14 protein-coding genes and 3 tRNA genes are annotated in these 17,479 nt (G+C 72.8%); 2 read left to right on the top strand and 15 right to left on the bottom strand.

Features of this window, described 5'->3' with window-relative positions; genetic code table 11:
- Nucleotides 1-242 precede the first annotated feature (242 nt).
- Complete coding sequence (locus ACFQ8Y_RS09970) at nucleotides 243-1,958, bottom strand: hypothetical protein (protein ID WP_430585345.1); 1,716 nt, start codon at nucleotides 1,956-1,958, stop codon at nucleotides 243-245.
- Between the two features lie 213 nt (nucleotides 1,959-2,171).
- Here ACFQ8Y_RS09970 and ACFQ8Y_RS09965 point away from each other — a divergent pair, with 213 nt between their 5' ends.
- Nucleotides 2,172-3,491, top strand: coding sequence for a C39 family peptidase (locus ACFQ8Y_RS09965; RefSeq protein ID WP_430585344.1), 1,320 nt, complete (start codon nucleotides 2,172-2,174; stop codon nucleotides 3,489-3,491).
- 74 nt (nucleotides 3,492-3,565) lie between these two features.
- Here the strand turns inward: ACFQ8Y_RS09965 and ACFQ8Y_RS09960 are convergent, their stop codons facing one another.
- The 7 genes from ACFQ8Y_RS09960 to ACFQ8Y_RS09930 all read right to left on the bottom strand — a co-directional run bounded on the left by ACFQ8Y_RS09960 (nucleotide 3,566) and on the right by ACFQ8Y_RS09930 (nucleotide 7,572).
- On the bottom strand, nucleotides 3,566-5,773 hold the full coding sequence (locus ACFQ8Y_RS09960; RefSeq protein ID WP_430585343.1) for an N-acetylmuramoyl-L-alanine amidase: 2,208 nt from the start codon (nucleotides 5,771-5,773) through the stop codon (nucleotides 3,566-3,568).
- 153 nt (nucleotides 5,774-5,926) lie between these two features.
- Nucleotides 5,927-6,364, bottom strand: coding sequence for a MaoC family dehydratase (locus tag ACFQ8Y_RS09955; protein WP_430585342.1), 438 nt, complete (start codon nucleotides 6,362-6,364; stop codon nucleotides 5,927-5,929).
- Entirely contained in the window at nucleotides 6,364-6,846 is a 483-nt protein-coding gene (locus ACFQ8Y_RS09950) for a MaoC family dehydratase N-terminal domain-containing protein (protein WP_430565191.1), read from the bottom strand. The genes ACFQ8Y_RS09955 and ACFQ8Y_RS09950 overlap by 1 nt, the downstream gene beginning before the upstream one ends.
- Nucleotides 6,847-6,875: 29 nt before the next feature.
- Nucleotides 6,876-7,046, bottom strand: a complete 171-nt coding sequence (gene rpmG, locus ACFQ8Y_RS09945) for a 50S ribosomal protein L33 (RefSeq protein ID WP_079572326.1) — start codon at nucleotides 7,044-7,046, stop codon at nucleotides 6,876-6,878.
- A 90-nt stretch (nucleotides 7,047-7,136) separates the two neighbouring features.
- Nucleotides 7,137-7,210, bottom strand: a tRNA-Met gene (locus ACFQ8Y_RS09940).
- A 65-nt stretch (nucleotides 7,211-7,275) separates the two neighbouring features.
- Nucleotides 7,276-7,348: transfer RNA gene (locus tag ACFQ8Y_RS09935), tRNA-Thr, on the bottom strand.
- A gap of 142 nt (nucleotides 7,349-7,490) precedes the next feature.
- Nucleotides 7,491-7,572: transfer RNA gene (locus tag ACFQ8Y_RS09930), tRNA-Tyr, on the bottom strand.
- A gap of 125 nt (nucleotides 7,573-7,697) precedes the next feature.
- Between ACFQ8Y_RS09930 and rarD the strand changes: the two genes are divergently transcribed.
- Nucleotides 7,698-8,633 carry an EamA family transporter RarD gene (gene rarD, locus ACFQ8Y_RS09925; protein WP_430585341.1) on the top strand — a complete coding sequence of 312 codons (936 nt, stop codon included), beginning with the start codon at nucleotides 7,698-7,700 and terminating at the stop codon, nucleotides 8,631-8,633.
- Between the two features lie 34 nt (nucleotides 8,634-8,667).
- On the opposite strand, the gene ACFQ8Y_RS09920 is transcribed toward rarD, so the two are convergent.
- The 7 genes from ACFQ8Y_RS09920 to ACFQ8Y_RS09890 form a co-directional block, all read right to left on the bottom strand.
- On the bottom strand, nucleotides 8,668-9,315 hold the full coding sequence (locus tag ACFQ8Y_RS09920) for a hypothetical protein (RefSeq protein WP_430563936.1): 648 nt from the start codon (nucleotides 9,313-9,315) through the stop codon (nucleotides 8,668-8,670).
- Nucleotides 9,316-9,337: 22 nt separating this feature from the next.
- Nucleotides 9,338-10,111: a hypothetical protein gene (locus ACFQ8Y_RS09915; protein WP_430563935.1), complete on the bottom strand. Its 774-nt coding sequence runs from the start codon at nucleotides 10,109-10,111 to the stop codon at nucleotides 9,338-9,340.
- Complete coding sequence (locus ACFQ8Y_RS09910; RefSeq protein ID WP_430550548.1) at nucleotides 10,108-10,584, bottom strand: LpqN/LpqT family lipoprotein; 477 nt, start codon at nucleotides 10,582-10,584, stop codon at nucleotides 10,108-10,110. The genes ACFQ8Y_RS09915 and ACFQ8Y_RS09910 overlap by 4 nt, the downstream gene beginning before the upstream one ends.
- Before the next feature lie 32 nt (nucleotides 10,585-10,616).
- Nucleotides 10,617-11,867, bottom strand: coding sequence for a hypothetical protein (locus tag ACFQ8Y_RS09905; protein WP_430550549.1), 1,251 nt, complete (start codon nucleotides 11,865-11,867; stop codon nucleotides 10,617-10,619).
- Between the two features lie 138 nt (nucleotides 11,868-12,005).
- Complete coding sequence (locus ACFQ8Y_RS09900; RefSeq protein WP_430550550.1) at nucleotides 12,006-12,290, bottom strand: WXG100 family type VII secretion target; 285 nt, start codon at nucleotides 12,288-12,290, stop codon at nucleotides 12,006-12,008.
- A 301-nt stretch (nucleotides 12,291-12,591) separates the two neighbouring features.
- Nucleotides 12,592-12,876 carry a WXG100 family type VII secretion target gene (locus ACFQ8Y_RS09895; RefSeq protein ID WP_430550550.1) on the bottom strand — a complete coding sequence of 95 codons (285 nt, stop codon included), beginning with the start codon at nucleotides 12,874-12,876 and terminating at the stop codon, nucleotides 12,592-12,594.
- Between the two features lie 121 nt (nucleotides 12,877-12,997).
- Nucleotides 12,998-17,479: an FtsK/SpoIIIE domain-containing protein gene (locus ACFQ8Y_RS09890; protein ID WP_430563934.1), complete on the bottom strand. Its 4,482-nt coding sequence runs from the start codon at nucleotides 17,477-17,479 to the stop codon at nucleotides 12,998-13,000.

Here is a 17,479-nt window from a genome sequence, read left to right as displayed (position 1 = left end):
TGGGCGACGACACGCAGGACCGCGTCATCGCCGGGCCGCAGGTCGCGTTCGCCGTCGCGGCCGTGCTCGCGGTCCGCTTCGACCGTCCCCGGGACCGCGAGGACGACCCCGATCGTCGAGCCGTCCGAGCCGCCCGAGCTGTCCGGACCGCCCGAGCCGTCCGGACCGCCTGAGCCGTCCGGACCGCCCTGGCCCACGGCCCGGTCGGGCCCGCGCGTCCCCGTGAGAACCCGGACGGCGGGTCAGTGTCGTCGACGCACCAGACCCACGGTGAGCGCTCCGGCCGCGACGAGGACGGCTGCCAGGAGGGCCAGGGGGCCGAGGTCCGCACCCGTGCGGGGAAGCTCGCCCGGGCTCGTCGGGCCGCTGGTCGCGGGCGGCACCACGGGGGCCGCCGCGCTGGGGCTGGGCGACGGGCCCGCCGAGGGCGAGGTCGGGGAGGGCGTCGGCGACGGGCTCAGGGTCGGTGACGGGCTCGGCGAGGGGGACGGGCTCGGCGAGGGCGACGGCGCGACGACCGGCACGGTCTCGCTCACCGGGGGTGAGATGGCCCCGCCGCCGTCGCCGGACGCGGTCGCGGTGTTGACCACCTCGCCGGCGTCGACGTCGGCGGCGGTGATCGTGTACTCGCCTCGGCAGGTCGTCTCGTTCTCCGGCGCGTCGTCGAGCCCGCCGAGGGTCGTGGCGTCGCAGACGACGTCGAGGATGCGGTCGTCGAGGACCTCGAGGTCGGTGACGGGGGCGAGCCCGGAGTTGGTGACCGTGTAGGTGTAGGTGACGGTGTCGCCCAGCCGGTACGGGCCGGGGTCGTCCGCCACCTTCGTGAGCGTCAGGATCGGCGACGGGTCGACGGACTCCAGCACGACGTTGCGGATCAGATGGACGTCGGTGAACTGACCGGTCGAGGCGGAGAAGCCGAACTTGTACGTCGCGGGGACGGGCTCGGGGGCCGGGATGTCGAGGACCTGCTGGAGGTCGCCGCCGGGGCCGGCGATCGACACCGTGACGCGCGGGTCGGGAGCCGGGCTGACCGTCACCTCGACGGTCCGCTTGTCGTCCTCCAGGATCGCTGCGGCCTCTGCCGCGGAGATCCCGTCGGGCAGCGACGACGTCGTGCCCTGGAGGGTCACGGGGAGCGTCGAGGGCCACGACGTCGCCGCCGGGTCGTCGAGGTTCTCCGCCGTGGACGTGAGGAAGCAGTAGCCCTGGGTCGTGTCGTCGCCCAGCACGGGGCCGCGCACGGTGATCTTCTCCGGCTCCGGGATCCGGAACCCTGTCCCCGCCGGGGACCCCTGCCCCGCGGGGCAGCCGAGACCGCGGTCCTCCCAGTCCCCGAAGAAGTTGCCGAGCACGTCCAGCCCGATGCCGAGATAGCCACCCTCCACGCCCGGGATGATCTCGTTGGTGGGGATCCCGTCGGGTCGCTTCTGCGCGTACCCCAGGCTCCCGCCGAAGGCGCCGGGGGCGACCAGCTCGGCCTCGCCGTCGACCAGGAAGAACGCGATGCCGTCGGCCGGCGCGGGGTCCGCCGTCGTCGTGCCGTACTGCCACTGCTCGAACCGGACCACCAGGCCCTGCTCCGCGGGGATCGGCGTGTCGAACAGCACCGCGCCCGACTGGTCGTTCGACGCGTCGGTGAGCTGCAGGTAGCCGTCCGGGGCACCGTCGAGCGGCGGCGAGTTCACGGTCCGCGCGGGGTCGCAGCCTTCGAGCGGGTGGGCCCCCGCCGTGGGGTTGCCCGGTGCGGCGCCGGTCAGGCACGCGGAGCCGTAGGCGGAGAACAGCGGGTCCGCCGTCGCGCCCGTGAACGTCTCGTCCACGAAGATCGCGCCCTGCGCCACCGCGGCCCCCACCCCGGCTCCGACGACGAGCGCGCCCAGGGCCACCGCGGACCCCACGGTCGTGCCCCACGAGCCCCGTCGGCGGACGCCGGTCACGAGCTTCCTGTTCTTGGCCACGACCCCCAGATTCGCACCGGAGCCCCGTCGGCGCCACGGGACCGCACCGCCTCGCACGGCGACCGCAGGGCACGGGCTGCTCGCAAACCCGTGACACGGACCACACGATCTGGGAAAGTCTTCGCCATCAGGGCGGTGGGGACCGTCCACCGCCCCCGCCTGCGGGGAGGACCCATGAGAGGCACGGCGCGAGGTACGGCACGAAGGAGCTGGATGCGAGCGACGACGGCGGCACTGGCGGCGGGGGCGGTGATCGCACCCACCGCGGGCGCGGCCGGCGCGGCCCCCACGGACGACCCGGGGCCGACCGGCCACAAGATCACCACCACCCACTGGCAGGGCATCGACGACCTGCGGCAGGGCGAGTGGGAGAACCTGCGGCCCGGGGCGCACGGCACCCTCGGCCTGCGTGGTCCCGGCGGCCCGAGGACCGAGTACACCGACCCGTTCGGCGACGGCGCCGCGGTCGAGTACGAGACGGGCACCTGGACGTCGCCGGTCGTCGAGACCGGGTACGCCGTCGACGAGTCCCTCACGTCCTGGAACGCCACCACCCCCACCGGCACGTGGGTCGAGGTCGAGTTCCGCGGACGCAAGGCCGACGGCGCGTGGACCAAGTGGTTCGTCATGGGGCGCTGGGCGTCCGGCGACGACGTCGAGCCCGCCGACGGCGGCGTGGGCGACATCCACCGCACCTCCGTGGACGGTCAGAACGACGACGACGCGTACCTGTTCACCGACACGTACGTCGCCAAGTCCGGGCGCGAGCCCGAGGCGTTCCAGACCCGGGTCACGCTCTACCGGCCGGCCGGGTCGACCGCGACCCCGCGGCTGGCGGGCGTGACGACCATGACCAACGAGTACCTGCCCGACTCCGCCTACACCGGCACCAGCGACTTCACGCTGGGGCGCGCGGTCGAGCTCGACGTGCCCGGCTACTCGCAGCTGACCCACATCGGCGAGTACCCGGAGTTCGGCGGCGGCGGCCAGGTGTGGTGCTCCCCGACGTCGACGACGATGATCCAGTACTCCTACGGCAGGAAGCACCAGGTGCCGGCGTCGGAGCTCGAGGACATCGTGGCCCCGAACGGTGACCCCCAGGTCGCCTACGCCGCCATCAACACGTGGGACTACACGTACGAGGGCTCGGGCAACTGGCCGTTCAACACCGCCTACGCGCACCGGTTCGGGCTGGAGTCGTTCGTGACCCGCCTGCGGTCGCTGGCCGAGGCGGAGCGGTTCGTCGCGGCGGGCATCCCGCTGGTCGTGTCGATCCACTTCGCCGAGGAGGAGATGCCCGAGGCCGGCTACGGCACCGACGGCCACCTCGTGACCATCGTCGGCTTCACCGCCGAGGGCGACCCGGTCATCAACGACCCCAACAAGGCGACCGACGCCGACGTGCGCAGCGTCTACACCCGCGAGAACTTCGAGCGCGTGTGGCAGACGTCCACCGACGGCATCGCCTACGTCATCCACCCGCACCAGGTGAAGCTGCCCCGCAACGTCCCCGGGGCCACCCCCAACTGGTGAGGTAGCACGAACCTCGCCGAGGTAGTTCGCACAGATGTGCGAACTACCTCGGCGAGGGCCGGGCTACCTCGACGTCAGTGCGGACGGACCGGGCCGACGGCGTCGGACGTGAACGTCGCCGACGTGTAGCCGGGCGCCGACACGGTCACCTCGACCGAGATGTCCGCGCCGCGGTCACGACCGGTGAGGTGGTACCGCGAGCCGTCCGCGCCGCGCACGGGCTCGCCGTCGCGCAGCCACTGCACGTCGACGTCGGTGCCGTCCCCGGGCAGGTACTCCCCCGGGTCGACGGTGAGGACCTTGCCGATCTTCGCCCTGCCCTCGACGCTCGGCGCCTCGACGTCGGTGACGACGGGGTCGTGCAGGGTCACGTCGGCGGCCCGGGTGAACACCTGCCGGTGCGCGTACCAGAGCTGGTAGTAGGCGTCCTCGCCGCGCACGTCCGTGCGGTCGTCGGGCACGGAGCCGTCGAACGACGTGGCGTAGTAGTAGTCGGTCGAGACCGAGTCGTCGGACACCACGTAGCTCTGCTCGGCCCCGATGGTGTACTCGATCGGCGTGACCGCCTGCTCGGCGATGCCCGGGTAGGGCTGGTACGCCGCGCCCTCCGGGTACGCCCGGCCGTAGATGGCCGCGGCCTCGTCCCCGCTCACGGTCACCGTCTGCCCGGTGCTCGGCACGACCACGGGGCGGTCCGCCGGGTTGTGGATCCAGGCCAGCGACCCGGCCCACCACACGCCCAGCCACTGGTCCCGCACCTGCGCGACGACGAGCTTGTGGCCCGAGGTGACGCGCGCGCTGATGTCGCTGGCGTAGGTCGTGCCGTCCGCGCCGCCCGGCTTCCAGCCGGGGTCACGGGCGTAGGGGGCGTCGAGCGACGGCTCCTGGTACGCGACCGCGAAGTTGGTGCCGGCGCCCGCGACGCAGTCGCCGGACCCCGGCGACGCCTGCTCGCACCCCGTGACCGGGTTGGCGTTGTCGTCGTAGCCGGCGACCACCTCGACGACGTCGCCGGGCGCGACGTCCGTCGTCGTGTCCAGCCCGCCGCCGATCGGTGCACCGAGCAGCTCGAAGTAGTGCTCCCAGTCCCAGTACGGGCCCGGGTCCCAGTGCACGCTCTTCGTGTAGCCGGGCAGGATGCCGGGGATCTGGTCGTGCCCAATGACGTGCGCGCGGTCGAGCGGGACGTCGTACTTCTCGCCCAGGTACCGCACGAGCTGCGCGGACGACTGGTAGAGCGCCTCCGTGAACCAGCCCGACGTGCCGGCCCAGCCTTCGTGCTCCAGGCCGATCGAGTGCATGTTCATGTACCAGTTGCCGGCATGCCAGCCCACGTCGGAGGGCTCGAGGTGGTTCGCCACGTGCCCGTCGGACGAGCGCAGCGTGTAGTTCCACGCCAGGTAGTTCGGGTCCTGGACCATGTTCAGGGTCCCGTCGTACCCGCCCTCGGTGTCGTGGATGACGATGTAGTCGATCGACGGGCCGCCCTCGCCCGTGCGGTCGGCCTGGTCGTGGTTGCCGTAGTTGCCCGTGTCGTCGGGCAGGTCGGCGCTGCCCTTCGCGTACGGCGCCGGGATCCAGTCGCAGCCCAGGTCGGGCGGGCAGTCGGCGGCAGGGTCGCTCGCCGCGGACGCGGACGCCTCGGGCAGGACGGCGTCCGGACGGGCGGCGAGGGTGACCAGACCGCCGTCGTCGGTCGTGCGGCTCTCGCCCTTCCGCAGGGTCGAGTACACCCGCGCGGCGAACGACGGCGAGCCGCCCAGCCGCGCGACGGCCGTTCCCCAGGACGCGAGGTCGCCCGCGCCCTCGCCCGCGTCCTCCTGGTAGGAGGCGAGGAGCGCGGCGGCGCCGCAGGTGTTCGCGGCGGCGTCGGACCTCAGCTCGGCGACGGGCAGCCCGGTCAGGGCGGCGGCGCGGTCGAGCTCGCTCACGGCGGCGCGGGGCGTGGCGTCCTTGCCGGCCCCGTCGGGCGCCTCGGGCGCGTGGTCGAGAAGGTTGAACAGGCCGTAGCCGCCGTCGATGCTGGGGGTGCCGGCGTGCTGGTCCCAGCGGGACTCCATGTAGGAGACGGCCTTGAGCAGGTCGGCGGGGACCCCGGTGGCGTCGCTCGCCGCGGCGAACGCGGACTCCCGGTCCGGCGCGGCGACGACGGCGTCGCAGGTCACGTCGGACGTGGGGGCGGTGGACGGCCCCGCCCCCGCGGCGACCGCGGGGATCGTGATCAGGGGCAGGAGGAGGCCGGCGGCTGCCAGCCCGGTGGTGCGTCGTCGTACGGATCTCACGGGGAGTGCTCCTCTCGAGGACGGAGTGCGCTCGGGGCGCACCTCGTCATCGAACCGTGAAATCCCGTTTCATGGGAAGTGATAGACGTAAAAAATCTCGTCGCGCGAGATCGCGACGAGATCCGGCCACGCCCGGGGGACGGACGGCGGAAATCAGGAGAGGCGGACGGTGGCCTGCGAGCGGCCGAGCACCTTGGCGCCCTCGTGGGTCACCGTGAGGTCGACCCGCACCGTCCCGGCGTCGGCGTCGATCGCGCCGACGGCGGCGGAGACCTCGACGACGGCGCCACCGTCGCGCGGCACCGGGACCGGCTTCGTGAAGCGGGTCTGGTAGGCGACGACGGCGCCCGGGTCCCCCGCCCAGTCGGCGACGACGCCGACGACGGAACCCATCGTGAGCATGCCGTGGGCGATGACGCCGGGCAGCCCGACGCCGGTGGCGAAGGACTCGTCCCAGTGGATCGGGTTGAAGTCGCCGCTGGCCCCGGCGTAGCGCACGAGGCGGGCGCGGTCGAGCTCGACCGTGCCGGTGGCGACGACGTCGCCGACGGCGAGGTCCGCGAGCACGGGGCGGGGCTGCTCGTGTGCCATCAGGAGTCCTCCCCGCGGATCACCAGGCTCGAGCTGACGGTCGCGACGGGCTCGCGGGCGCCGTCGTCGGCCGCGCCGTCCGCGGCCGCGAAGATCTCGCAGCGCGTGGTCACCATCGCGATGCCCGCCCGCTCGGTCACCGAGTCCACGTGGAGCACGGTGACCAGCTCGTCGCCCGCGACGATCGGCCGGTGGTGCGTGAACCTCTCGTCCGCGTGCACGACGCGCGAGAAGTCGATCCCGGCGGCCGGGTCCTGGACGTACTGCGCCTCGGCCCGTTGCGCGACGACGACGGCGAACGTGGGGGGCGCGACCAGGTCCGGATAGCCGAGACCCCGCGCTGCCACGAGGTCGTGGTGCGCGGGGTGGGCGGCACCGACGGCGGAGGCGAACTCACGGAGCTTCTCGCGCCCTACCGAGTAGGGGGCGGTGGCCGGGTACTCGCGGCCAGCGAAGCCTCGATCGGGAAGCGTGTTCGCCACGTCGGTGCGGTGATCCGTCGAGAGCTGCGTCAGCGGGTCTCGCGGTGCGACGTGTGCTTGCCGCAGCGCGGGCAGAACTTCGCCAGCTCGAGACGGTCGGGGTCGTTACGACGGTTCTTCTTCGTGATGTAGTTCCGCTCCTTGCAGTCCACGCAGGCCAGCGTGATCTTCGGGCGGACGTCCGCGCTCTTGGCAGCCATGGTGTGTCACCTCTCGCGCCCCCGGAAGGCGCCACGTGAATCAAGGAACAGGCCGGTCCGACGCCGGCCGTCGAACCGTGATGGTGTCGGTAGCGAGGGCGGGGCTCGAACCCGCGACCTCACGATTATGAGTCGTGCGCTCTGACCAGCTGAGCTACCCCGCCGCGCGTGACGGAACGCAGGACCATGCATCCTCGAACAAGGACGACGGTCCCGCGTCACATCACAGAGCCCCGAAAGGGAATCGAACCCTTGACCTTCTCCTTACCATGGAGACGCTCTGCCGACTGAGCTATCGGGGCAGCGGAGAAGACTCTACACGGCTCTCGGCACCTGATGAAATCCGCGGGATGCCCGCTCGATCACATCGTGCACCGGGGCCGTGCAGGCCCCTCCAGACGTCGGACGAGGCGCCTCCCGAGGGTGGCGCCCCGTCCGTCGCGGTGGCAGGTGAGGGATTCGAACCCCCGAAGGCTGAGCCGTCTGATTTACAGTCAGATCCCTTTGGCCGCTCGGGCAACCTGCCGTGCGGGCTCGCGGACGAGCTCGCGGGTAGAACCATAACGCCCCGGAGGGCCCCGGCGGAAATCGTCCCGCCGTGGCCCCCGTCACGACCGCACGCGGGGTACGCCGGGGCCCTACATTGAGGCGGTGACGTCCCCCTCCTCCCCCGACCGCTGGGGGCTGCCGCTCGGCCTCTCGGCGTTCGTCCTGTGGGGCGCGATGCCCCTCTTCTTCCCGCTGCTCGAGCCCGCCGGCCCGGTCGAGATCATCGCCCACCGCGTGGTGTGGAGCCTCGTGTTCTGCGTGGTGCTCCTGCTCGTCACGCGCACGTTCGGGTCGTTCCTCGCCGTCCTGCGCAACGGGCGCGTCATGGGCGCGCTCGCCGTCGCGTCCGTCCTGATCATCGCGAACTGGACCACGTACGTGTACGCGGTGCTCTCCGGCCACGTACTGGACGCCGCCCTCGGGTACTTCATCAACCCGCTGCTGACCGTGCTCCTCGGCGTGCTCGTGCTGCGCGAGCGCCTGCGCGTGGCGCAGTGGGTCGCGCTCGGGTTCGGAGCCGCGGCCGTCGTGGTGATCTCCACGGGCGTGGGCGGCCTGCCGTGGATCGCCCTCGTTCTCGCGGGCGCCTTCGGGCTCTACTCCCTGGTGAAGAACCGGGTGGGGCGCGACGTCGGCGCGCTGCCCGGCCTGGCCGCGGAGACGGCCGTGGCCACCCCGTTCGCCCTGGCATACCTCGTGGTGCTCGGCGTCACCGGCGTCGGCACGTTCACGACCGAGGGCGTGGGGCACGCGCTCCTGCTCGCCGCCTGCGGCGTCATCACCGGGCTGCCCCTGCTGCTCTTCTCGGCCGCCGCGCGCCGGCTGCCGCTGTCGGTCGTCGGGATGCTGCAGTACCTGACCCCGGTGCTCCAGTTCCTGCTGGGCCTGCTGGTCTTCGGGGAGCACATGCCGCCCACCCGCTGGGCCGGGTTCGTGCTCGTGTGGGTGGCGCTCGTGATCCTCACGGCCGACGGCACCCGGCAGGCCCGCGCGTCGCGCCTCGCCACCCGGGACGCCGCAGGGGCGGTGCGACCCTGAGGTCGCACCGCCCCTGCGCGCGGTCGGGAGCCGGTCAGCCGGCGGCCTTGCCCTCCCAGTCGCCGTTGAGGTTGAGCGACTGGTCGAAACCGGTGACGAAGTCCTCGGTCATGATGTCCTGGGTGCCGGACAGCTGGACGAGCGACGGGATGCCCTTGCCGTCCACGAGCCCCCACACCACCGAGGTGTACGTCTCGCCGCCGGACGAGTAGGTGTACGACGTGTTCGCGCGCTCCGGCTCGTCGCGGAGCGTCGTCACGGGCGCGTAGTTCTCGTCCGTGACGCCCTTGCCCTCGACCTGGCTGACGTACCAGTCGACCGACTCCTGCGCGGTCATCGCGGAGCCGCCCGGCATGAAGCCGACACGACCGGCGACGCCGCCGGAGTCGTTCGCCTTCTGGTGCACGTAGGACCAGCCGTCCGCGTCGCCGACCTGCTGCCAGTCGGCCGGGACCCGCGCCGCGATGTGCTCGGCGTGGATGGTCGTGAGCTCGGCGGCGGCCGTCTCCTCGGGAGCCGACTCGGTCGGCTCCGCCGACTCCTCGGCAGGCTGCGACGCCTCGGCGTCGCCCCCCACGGGCTCGAGCTCGCCGGCCGAGAACGAGCACGCGGCCAGAGCCGGCGCCACGATCAGGGCCGCGAGCGCGAGGCGCGCGCGACGTCGGGTGCGGATCTGCTTCATAGGTGTCCTTCGATGGGTGTGGCTAGTTCTCGAACATGCGCGAGCCGGCCCAGTCGGCCCGGGGGCGCCACCCGTGGTTGCGCAGCACGGTGAAGACCGGCTTCTTCGCGTCGGCGGGGCGGATGATGGTCGCGCCCTCCCAGGAGGCCCGCGCGCCGCTGGCGTCCGCGACGACGATCTGGCCGTCGGCGCCCTCGCGGAACGAGGCCGACGTCTGGAACGCCGTCTTGCCCCGCTTCCAGTTCCAGTCGCCGCGGGCGTAGACGCCGCCGGGGCCGAAGCCCGCGTTGGTCGACGCCGTCCCGGAGTACTCGGTGAACTTGTACTGCGCCTTCGCCGGGTCGAGCGTCAGCTCCATGCGCCACGCGTACGCTACCCGCCCGCGGACGAAGAGCGTCTGCCAGCGGAGCTCCTCGGACTTCCACCGGACCTCGACCTCGACGTCGTCCCCCGACCGCGTCGCGTCGATGCGGTAGGGCAGGCCGTCGCTGTTCATCCCGACCAGGTCGGCCACGACACGGTCGACGGGCGACGCCGAGCCCGGCGCCACGACCGGGGCGTCCGGCACCTGGGCCTTCTCCCTGCCGGCCTCCACGGCGCGCGTGCCGCGCACCGCGGTCCAGACCCCTCGGGCGATGACGAGCAGCGCCGCCACCACGATCAGCACGATGCCCAGCACCGTGCTGCCGGAGGCGAGCGCGAGGGCGCCGAAGGCCAGGAGGGCGATGCCGACGACGAGCACGACGACGCGGCTGACCACCGCGAAGCGCTGGGCCCCCCGGTCCTCGGCCGTCATCGGGCGACCAGCTCGACGCTGTCCTGGATGGCCCGGACGGTCTGCCAGACCTCGGTGGCCTGCGATCCCGCGCACGTCCCCGTGACCTCGACGACGTCCCGGACGCCGTCGTGCTCGATGACGGCGATGCGCAGGGCCTGGGCGACCGTGCCGGTCTCCTCCGTGGACCACGCGCCCTCGATCCGGGCCGCGGGGGCCCCGGCGAGCGTCGTGCGGATGCGGCCGACCTCCTCGTACCCGGGGGTCGCCTCCAGCCGCTCGACGGCCTGCTGGATGACCTCCTCGATCGTCTGGTCACCGCTGAGCCGCTGCATCACGACGACGACGTTGGGGCGGAACTCCCCGTCGGGCCGCTGCTGCACGATGGCGAGCTGCGCGGCCGGCACCGGGTGCGGCGCCCAGCCCTCCGGGCAGTCCATGGAGATCTCGGGGAAGCCCGGGAACGTCTCGCTCGGGTAGGTGACTGTGCTCATGTCCTCATCCAATCAGTCGCTGCCATGACGGGTCACCACCATCCACCGGTGATCCCGTCGACGAAGTCACCGCCGAGGTCACCGATCGCGTCGACCGTCTCCGACGGCGACCAGTCGAACGAGACGTCGAAGCCGGCGCCGACGCCGAGCGCGGCACCCAGCTCCAGGTCGACACCCACGCTGTCCCAGCCGACGTTGACGTCCGCGTTGGCGGTCACGCCGACACCCGCGTAGACCTCCGCGCCGGCCCCCACCTGCGCACCCGCGATGTTCACCGATCCGTCCACGCCCGCCTCGGCACCCGCGAAGGCGTCGACACCGACGCTCGCACCGAGGCCGTGCGGACCCACGGAGACGCCACCGGTCGCCTCAGCCCGGGCGCCGACGAGCGCGTCGGCCGACCCCTCGGCCGTCAGGTGCTCCCCGACGCCGACCTGGCCGCTCGCGTTCGCGCTCACGCCGGCGCTGCCGCCGACGGAGCCCTCCGCGACGAGGCCGTTCTCCGAGATGCTCACCTCGCCGGACGCGTCGTACCCGGCACCGGCGGCCACGCCCGCCTCGCCCGAGCCGTGCACGCCGTCCTCGGAGCCGAACTCGCCCTCGGCGCCCGCCTCGTACCCGACGAAGCCGCCCGTCTCCCCCTCGAGGAGCGTCTCGCCGACGTTCCCCTTCTCCGAGCTGGTCAGGTTGCTGTTGTTGCCGGTGCCGTCACCCGTGCCGTCGCCGGTGCCGTCGCCCTCACCGGTACCGGTGCCGTTCTCGCCCGTCCGGATCTGGTTCTCGGCCTGGTACGAGGGACCGCGGTGCTCGCCGCCCTCGTAGCCGTCGGTCCAGTGGTGGTCCGGGTCGGTGGTGTCGGTCGGCGTCCGCGTCGGGTCGGCCCCGGGCGACGACAGCGGGTTCTCCCCGCCCTCCGCCTCCTCGTCGCCGACCCCGCCGCCACCGCCACCGCCGCCGCCACCGCCGGCGTTCCCGGTGCCGCTGCCCGTGGCCCCGCCGAAGCCCGAGTAGTCGTTCGACGTCGTGTCCTGCTCGTCCGCGTTCTCGCGCACCTTCGTCGCGACGTCGCGCAGCAGGTTCGCCGTGTCACGCAGGCGCACGACGTGCGTGTCGCCCCACTCCGAGCGGAAACCCTCCGCGTCGGGGCCGTCCCACCCCTCCGGACCGGGCATGGCCGTCTCGACCGCGGTGATGACGGCCTCCAGCGTGGTGCCACCCTCAGCGATCTTGTCCGCGAGCAGACGCAGCGCCTCGATATCGGCGCCGTACATCCCTTCGCCCACAGCTCCTCCTCAACACCCCGCCGGACGTCCGTCCGGGATCCGCACCACTCGACCGACCCAGCGTTCGAGGGGTGCGGCACCTCTCTGCCGTGTGCCGCACCCCTCGTTCGTCCCCGCAGCGGGGACCCCCACCCGAACTCAGTACGAGTTCGAGGTGTCCTCCTGCTGCGACGCGTTGTTGTCCGCCGTCGAGGCGTACCCGTCCAGCGCCGACGCGATCTCGTTCAGCTTCGCCGAGTGCGTCCCGTCCCACTCCTCCTGGAACTGCACCGCGTCCGGACCGTTCCACTCCGTCTGACCCATCTGCGACGTGATCGTGGAGACCGTCGTCCGCACCTGCTCCGCCTGCTCCCGCAGGACGTTCGCCAGGCTCCGGACCGCCTCGACGTCAAGACCGAAGACGTTGCCACCCTCTGCGACCATGTGCTGCTCCTTCATTCATGGCTGCCCCCGACGGACAACCTCTTCACGTTTCGACGCCGCTCACTCAACCAGAGCCCGGGGCATCCGGGAATGGGGAGCGCTACCCATCCGGTTCGATACCACCGTCCAGGGAGCGGTCAGGGAACGGCGCCGCTCCCCGGCGGACCGCGAGCACGACGGAGTGCGCCACCGGGGCTCCGTCCCGGCCCTGCCGCCGCCCCCACCGACCGCGAGGGGTGCGGCGCCACGCCCGTGGTCCGCACCCCTCGTCCGTCCCCGCAGCGGGGACCCCCACCCGAACTCAGTACGAGTTCGAGGTGTCCTCCTGCTGCGACGCGTTGTTGTCCGCCGTCGAGGCGTACCCGTCCAGCGCCGACGCGATCTCGTTCAGCTTCGCCGAGTGCGTCCCGTCCCACTCCTCCTGGAACTGCACCGCGTCCGGACCGTTCCACTCCGTCTGACCCATCTGCGACGTGATCGTGGAGACCGTCGTCCGCACCTGCTCCGCCTGCTCCCGCAGGACGTTCGCCAGGCTCCGGACCGCCTCGACGTCAAGACCGAAGACGTTGCCACCCTCTGCGACCATGTGCTGCTCCTTCATTCATGGCTGCCCCCGACGGACAACCTCTTCACGTTTCGACGCCGCTCACTCAACCAGAGCCCGCGACGTCGGGGAATGGGGAGACCTCCCCATCTCCCTGCTCCCGTCAGCCCGGCAGGGCCACGTGGATCTTGACGGCGCGCCCCGCGGTGACGAGGAACCCTCGGCCGGGCGGGAAGTCCTTGCGCCGCATGCGCCCGAGCGGCGTGTTCATCAGGGTGTCGCCGTCCGTGTCGCCGGGCGTCAGCAGGATGCCGTTGCGCCCCGACTTGAACGGGCCGGCCAGCGTGAACGCCTTCGACCAGGTGGACGACTCCGACTCGCCGACGACGAAGTGCTCCTTGCGCACCGCGAGCTTCACGAACGCCTCGAGCGGCTTCTCCGCGGGGGTGCCCGTGAGCTCGGTGTAGTTCTCGATCATCACGGCGAGCCCGCCCGGCGCGACGCTCTCGGCGTTCAGCACCTCCGTGAGCTCCTTGACGAGCTCGACGACGTCCTCCGGGTTGGCCGCCTGCTGGTCCCACAGGTCCAGGGCGCCCAGGCTCGTGCGCCGCGACGACAGGTACACCAGGCGGGTGCCGCCCCGGCGCCGCAGCGCCGTCGCGAGCGTGACGAACGCCGTCGTGCGCCCCGACCCCGGCGGGCCCGCCAGCATGAACGGTGAGCGCAGCGGCAGCCCGACCGGCAAGAGGTCGAGGTCGCGGAGGCCGATCGTCGCCAGCTCGCCGGTGCGCACCGGCAGGCTGTCGAGCGTGAAGTTGTCGGGCAGCCGCGCCACGCCGGGCGCCTGCACAGCACCCATGCGACGCATGGTCTGCTCGAGCTTGGCCAGCTCGCGCGACTGCACGGCGCCGTTCGGGTCGCCGCCGAGCACCGCGATCTGCGCCTCCTGGCCGTGCATGATCGCGCGGCCCGGCGCCGACGCGGGGGTCAGCACGTCCTTCGGGACGTTGAGCATCATGTAGTCGTCCTCGCGCGCCATCCGGTGCACGATCCGCTTCTGCACGGTGGAGGCGAGCGCCGGCGGCACCGCCACGGCCCGGTCGCCCGACATCACCAGGTGGATGCCCACGGGGCGGCCGTCGGTGGCCAGCTGGGAGAACGCGCCGTAGACCGAGAACCCCCGGCCCGCGAAGATCTCGTAGCTGTCCCGGAACGACTGGATACCGTCGACCAGCACGATGATGCGGGGCTCGTCCGGGCGGTTCGCGATGCGCCGGTACTCGTCGATCGTGCTCGCCCGCACCTCCGCGTACCGCGCGGAGCGCTCGTCGAGCATCTCGGTGAGCCGCCGCATGAGGCGCGACACCCGCTCCTCGTCGTCGCCGGAGATCACCGCGCCGACGTGCGGCAGGCTCTCCAGCATCGACAGGCCGCCGGAGCCGCAGTCGATGCCGTACACCTGGACCGGGCCGCCGCGGGCCGTGAGGCCTGCGGTCACCGCGATCGTGCGCAGCGTGGTGCTCTTGCCGGTACCGCCGGTGCCGTACACGGCGAGGTTGCCGTCGACGTCCGGCTCGTAGTGCACCGTCGGCTGGGCCTGCCCGTGCGGGTCGTCGCGCACGCCGAGCAGCAGGCGCGAGTCCGTGCGCGGGTTGGGCAGCAGGGCCAGGTCGTAGGTGGCGGCCAGCTCCTCCAGCCACGGCTTGCGGGGGGCGGGCACCCCCGCGCTCGTCGCCGCGTGGCGGATCGTCGCCACCATGCGCGCGATGTCGTTCGGCCCCGGGTCGCCGTCGTCGTCGGACCGGGCGACCGTCGGCATCTCCCAGCGCCGGCCCGTGCCGAAGTCCATCTCCTCGACGTCGATCTGGGACGGCTCCGGCTCGTCCTTCGTCCAGCCGCCGGCGTAGCCGGTCTGGAAGGTCGTGAGACGGCCGGGACCGGTCTTCGCCGCGCCGCGGCCGGGGATCGTCGGCGGGAAGTGCGCCGCCATCGTGTCGCCGAGCACGTCCTTGGAGTCCGACTCGTCGGCCATCCGCAGGGCGATGCGCAGGTTCGTGTTCGCGCGCAGGTTGTCCTTGATGACGCCCGCGGGCCGCTGCGTCGCGAGGATGAGGTGCAGGCCGAGGGACCGGCCACGCTGGGCGACGTCGACGACGCCGTCCACGAACTCCGGGACCTCGCCGACCAGCGCCGCGAACTCGTCCACCACGATGATGAGGCTCGGCGGCGCCTCCGGGTCGCCCGTGCGCTCCAGGGACGCGAGGTCCTTGGCCTTCTTCCGGTTCAGCAGGTGCTCGCGGTAGTGCAGCTCCGCGCGCAGCGACGACAGCGCGCGCCGCACCAGGTGCGGCGACAGGTCGGTGACCAGGCCCACCGTGTGCGGCAGGTGCACGCAGTCCGCGAACGCGGCGCCACCCTTGTAGTCCACGAACAGGAACGTGACGCGGTCCGGGCTGTGCGCCGCGGCCATGCCCAGCACCCACGACTGCAGGAACTCGGACTTGCCCGCACCGGTGGTGCCGCCCACCAGCGCGTGCGGGCCCTGGGTGCGCAGGTCCAGGTAGAACTGCTCGACGCCGTTGTGCCCGATGAGGGCGCGCAGGTTGGTCGGCGTCTTGCGGCGCACCGGCGGCGAGCCGTCGCGCGGCGTGAGCGAGAGGTTCTCCCGCCACCGCTCGACCACGCCGGCCGCGTCGGAGCCGAGGTCCGTGCCCGCGAGCGCCAGGTACGACACGGAGCGGGGCAGGTCGGACTCGTCGTCCACGGGCGCGCCGACGTCGACCACCGGGGACAGGATGCGGGCCACCTCGGCCGCCGTGGCCAGGTCCGCCGCCTCGCAGCGCACCGGGAACGCGAGGCGGCCGTAGTGCACCTCGCCCGTCATGCCGGAGCCGGCGCCCTCCTGGGCGTCGAGGAGCACGAACGTCCGGCACGCGGCGGGGAGCTGCTCCACGGTGGGGGCCACCCACACGACGTGCACGTTCGCCTTGGGGCCGCGCTCCGCGAGCCGCACGAGCCGCGACCGCTCGAGCGGCGTGTCGTCCTCGACGAGCACCACCACGGCCGGGAGCACCGGCTTGGGCGCGGCCTCGCCGCGGTCCTTCTCGGGATCCCGCTCCGTCTCCAGCGGCGGCGGCCCGTCCAGGCTGATCCCGCGGGCCTCGATGAGCTCCTCCAGGCGGGTCAGCAGGGCGAGCCCGCGGCCCGGGTCGGCGGCCAGGTGGTCCGAGGTCCCCAGCGGGCTGTGCGGCGAGCCGGTGTGCGGCACCCACTGGAGCCATTCCCAGTCCTCGCGCGAGCGGTGCGACGTCAGGGCCGTGAGCACCACCTCCGACGGCGAGTGCAGCGCCACCATCTGCAGCAGCGCGGCGCGCGCCACGGACTCGACCATGCCGGCGGGCCCCGCCAGGCCGACGTTGCCGCCGTAGCGCAGCGCGGCGACGGCGGGCACGTCGTCGATCACCGAGCAGCGCGACTGCAGCTCGAGCACCTTCTCCCAGTGCTCCGGGATCGCCTCGTTCTCCCGCGGCTCGGTGAACTCGGTGCGCGACGGCGCCGCCCCGATGCCGAGGCGCAGGGTGAGGAAGCCGCGGTGCTCGGGCCGGTGGGTCCACATGAGCCCGCCGAGGCGGCGCACCGCGTCGAGCGACTCCGCGAGGGACGGGACCTCGGCCAGGCGCACCGCCCGCTCGACGGCGTGCGTCCGGGCGATCCGCTCCTGCGTGGCGGTGACGGCCTCCTCGAACAGCTCCGACGCCCGCTCGAAGTCCTTCTTCCGCGCGATCCGCCGGTCGTAGTAGACGCCCAGCATGATCAGCGGGCTCATGAACATGAACACGAGCATCCGCGGGTTGTTGAAGAACGCGAACATCACCAGGCCCATGAGGGCGGGCGCCATCATGGGGATCCACGGGAGCCGGCCCGGAGGCACCGGCTTCGGGGGCTTGGGCGCCGTGATCTTGCGCTCGCCGAACCGCGCGACGACGCGGGGCGAACGGTTGAACTCCACCACGGGGCTGGTGGGCGGGAGGCTCGTCGAACGGTGCAGGGACACCACCGACACGACGCTCTGGCCCACGGTCACGGTGTCGGACGACGTGAGGACGGAGCGGGTCATCCGCTTGCCGCCCATCTCCAGCCCGTTCGCGGAGTCGAGGTCGTGGATCTCGAGCTGCTCCCCCACGATGATTCGCGCGTGCCGCTTGGAGACCTGGGCGTCCTGCAGCCGGATGTCCATCCCCCGGTCGCGGCCGAGGTAGGAGGTGCCGACGGGCAGGTGGAACTCGCGCCCGGCGTCCGGGCCCTCGAGCACGCGCAGGACGGCGACGGCCGCCCCACGGTCCTGCCCGCTGTGCACGAACTGGTCGGAGAGCCGCACGATCGACACCCCGGACCCCGACCGGAGCCCGGCCTGCACCAGGTCGCTCGTCGGGGTGAGCACCCTGCCGGCGGTCACGGTGTGCTGTGCCGTGCCGTCGCCGACGACCTGGAGCGTCAGGTTCTCCGGGGCGGCCGCGCCACGGCGGCCGGGGTCGCCGGAGAACAGCGCCTCCGCGACGTCACGGACGGTGGCGGTGGCGTCCGCCGTGACCGCCACGTCGACGGCCGAGTCGTCCGACCGGTGCAGGGTGAGCTTGATGCGCAC

The organism is Isoptericola sp. NPDC056605 (genome assembly GCF_042792795.1).
GTDB lineage: Bacteria > Actinomycetota > Actinomycetes > Actinomycetales > Cellulomonadaceae > Isoptericola.
This window is presented reverse-complemented; position numbering and strand designations above follow the sequence as displayed.

Coding starts and splice junctions, on each gene's coding strand:
- ACFQ8Y_RS09900 (WP_430550550.1), bottom strand. CDS start 12,290: ATGGTCGCAGAGGGTGGCAACGTCTTCGGTCTTGACGTCGAGGCGGTC.
- ACFQ8Y_RS09910 (WP_430550548.1), bottom strand. CDS start 10,584: ATGAGCACAGTCACCTACCCGAGCGAGACGTTCCCGGGCTTCCCCGAG.
- ACFQ8Y_RS09965 (WP_430585344.1), top strand. CDS start 2,172: ATGCGAGCGACGACGGCGGCACTGGCGGCGGGGGCGGTGATCGCACCC.
- rpmG (WP_079572326.1), bottom strand. CDS start 7,046: ATGGCTGCCAAGAGCGCGGACGTCCGCCCGAAGATCACGCTGGCCTGC.
- ACFQ8Y_RS09955 (WP_430585342.1), bottom strand. CDS start 6,364: ATGGCACACGAGCAGCCCCGCCCCGTGCTCGCGGACCTCGCCGTCGGC.
- ACFQ8Y_RS09915 (WP_430563935.1), bottom strand. CDS start 10,111: ATGACGGCCGAGGACCGGGGGGCCCAGCGCTTCGCGGTGGTCAGCCGC.
- ACFQ8Y_RS09920 (WP_430563936.1), bottom strand. CDS start 9,315: ATGAAGCAGATCCGCACCCGACGTCGCGCGCGCCTCGCGCTCGCGGCC.
- ACFQ8Y_RS09895 (WP_430550550.1), bottom strand. CDS start 12,876: ATGGTCGCAGAGGGTGGCAACGTCTTCGGTCTTGACGTCGAGGCGGTC.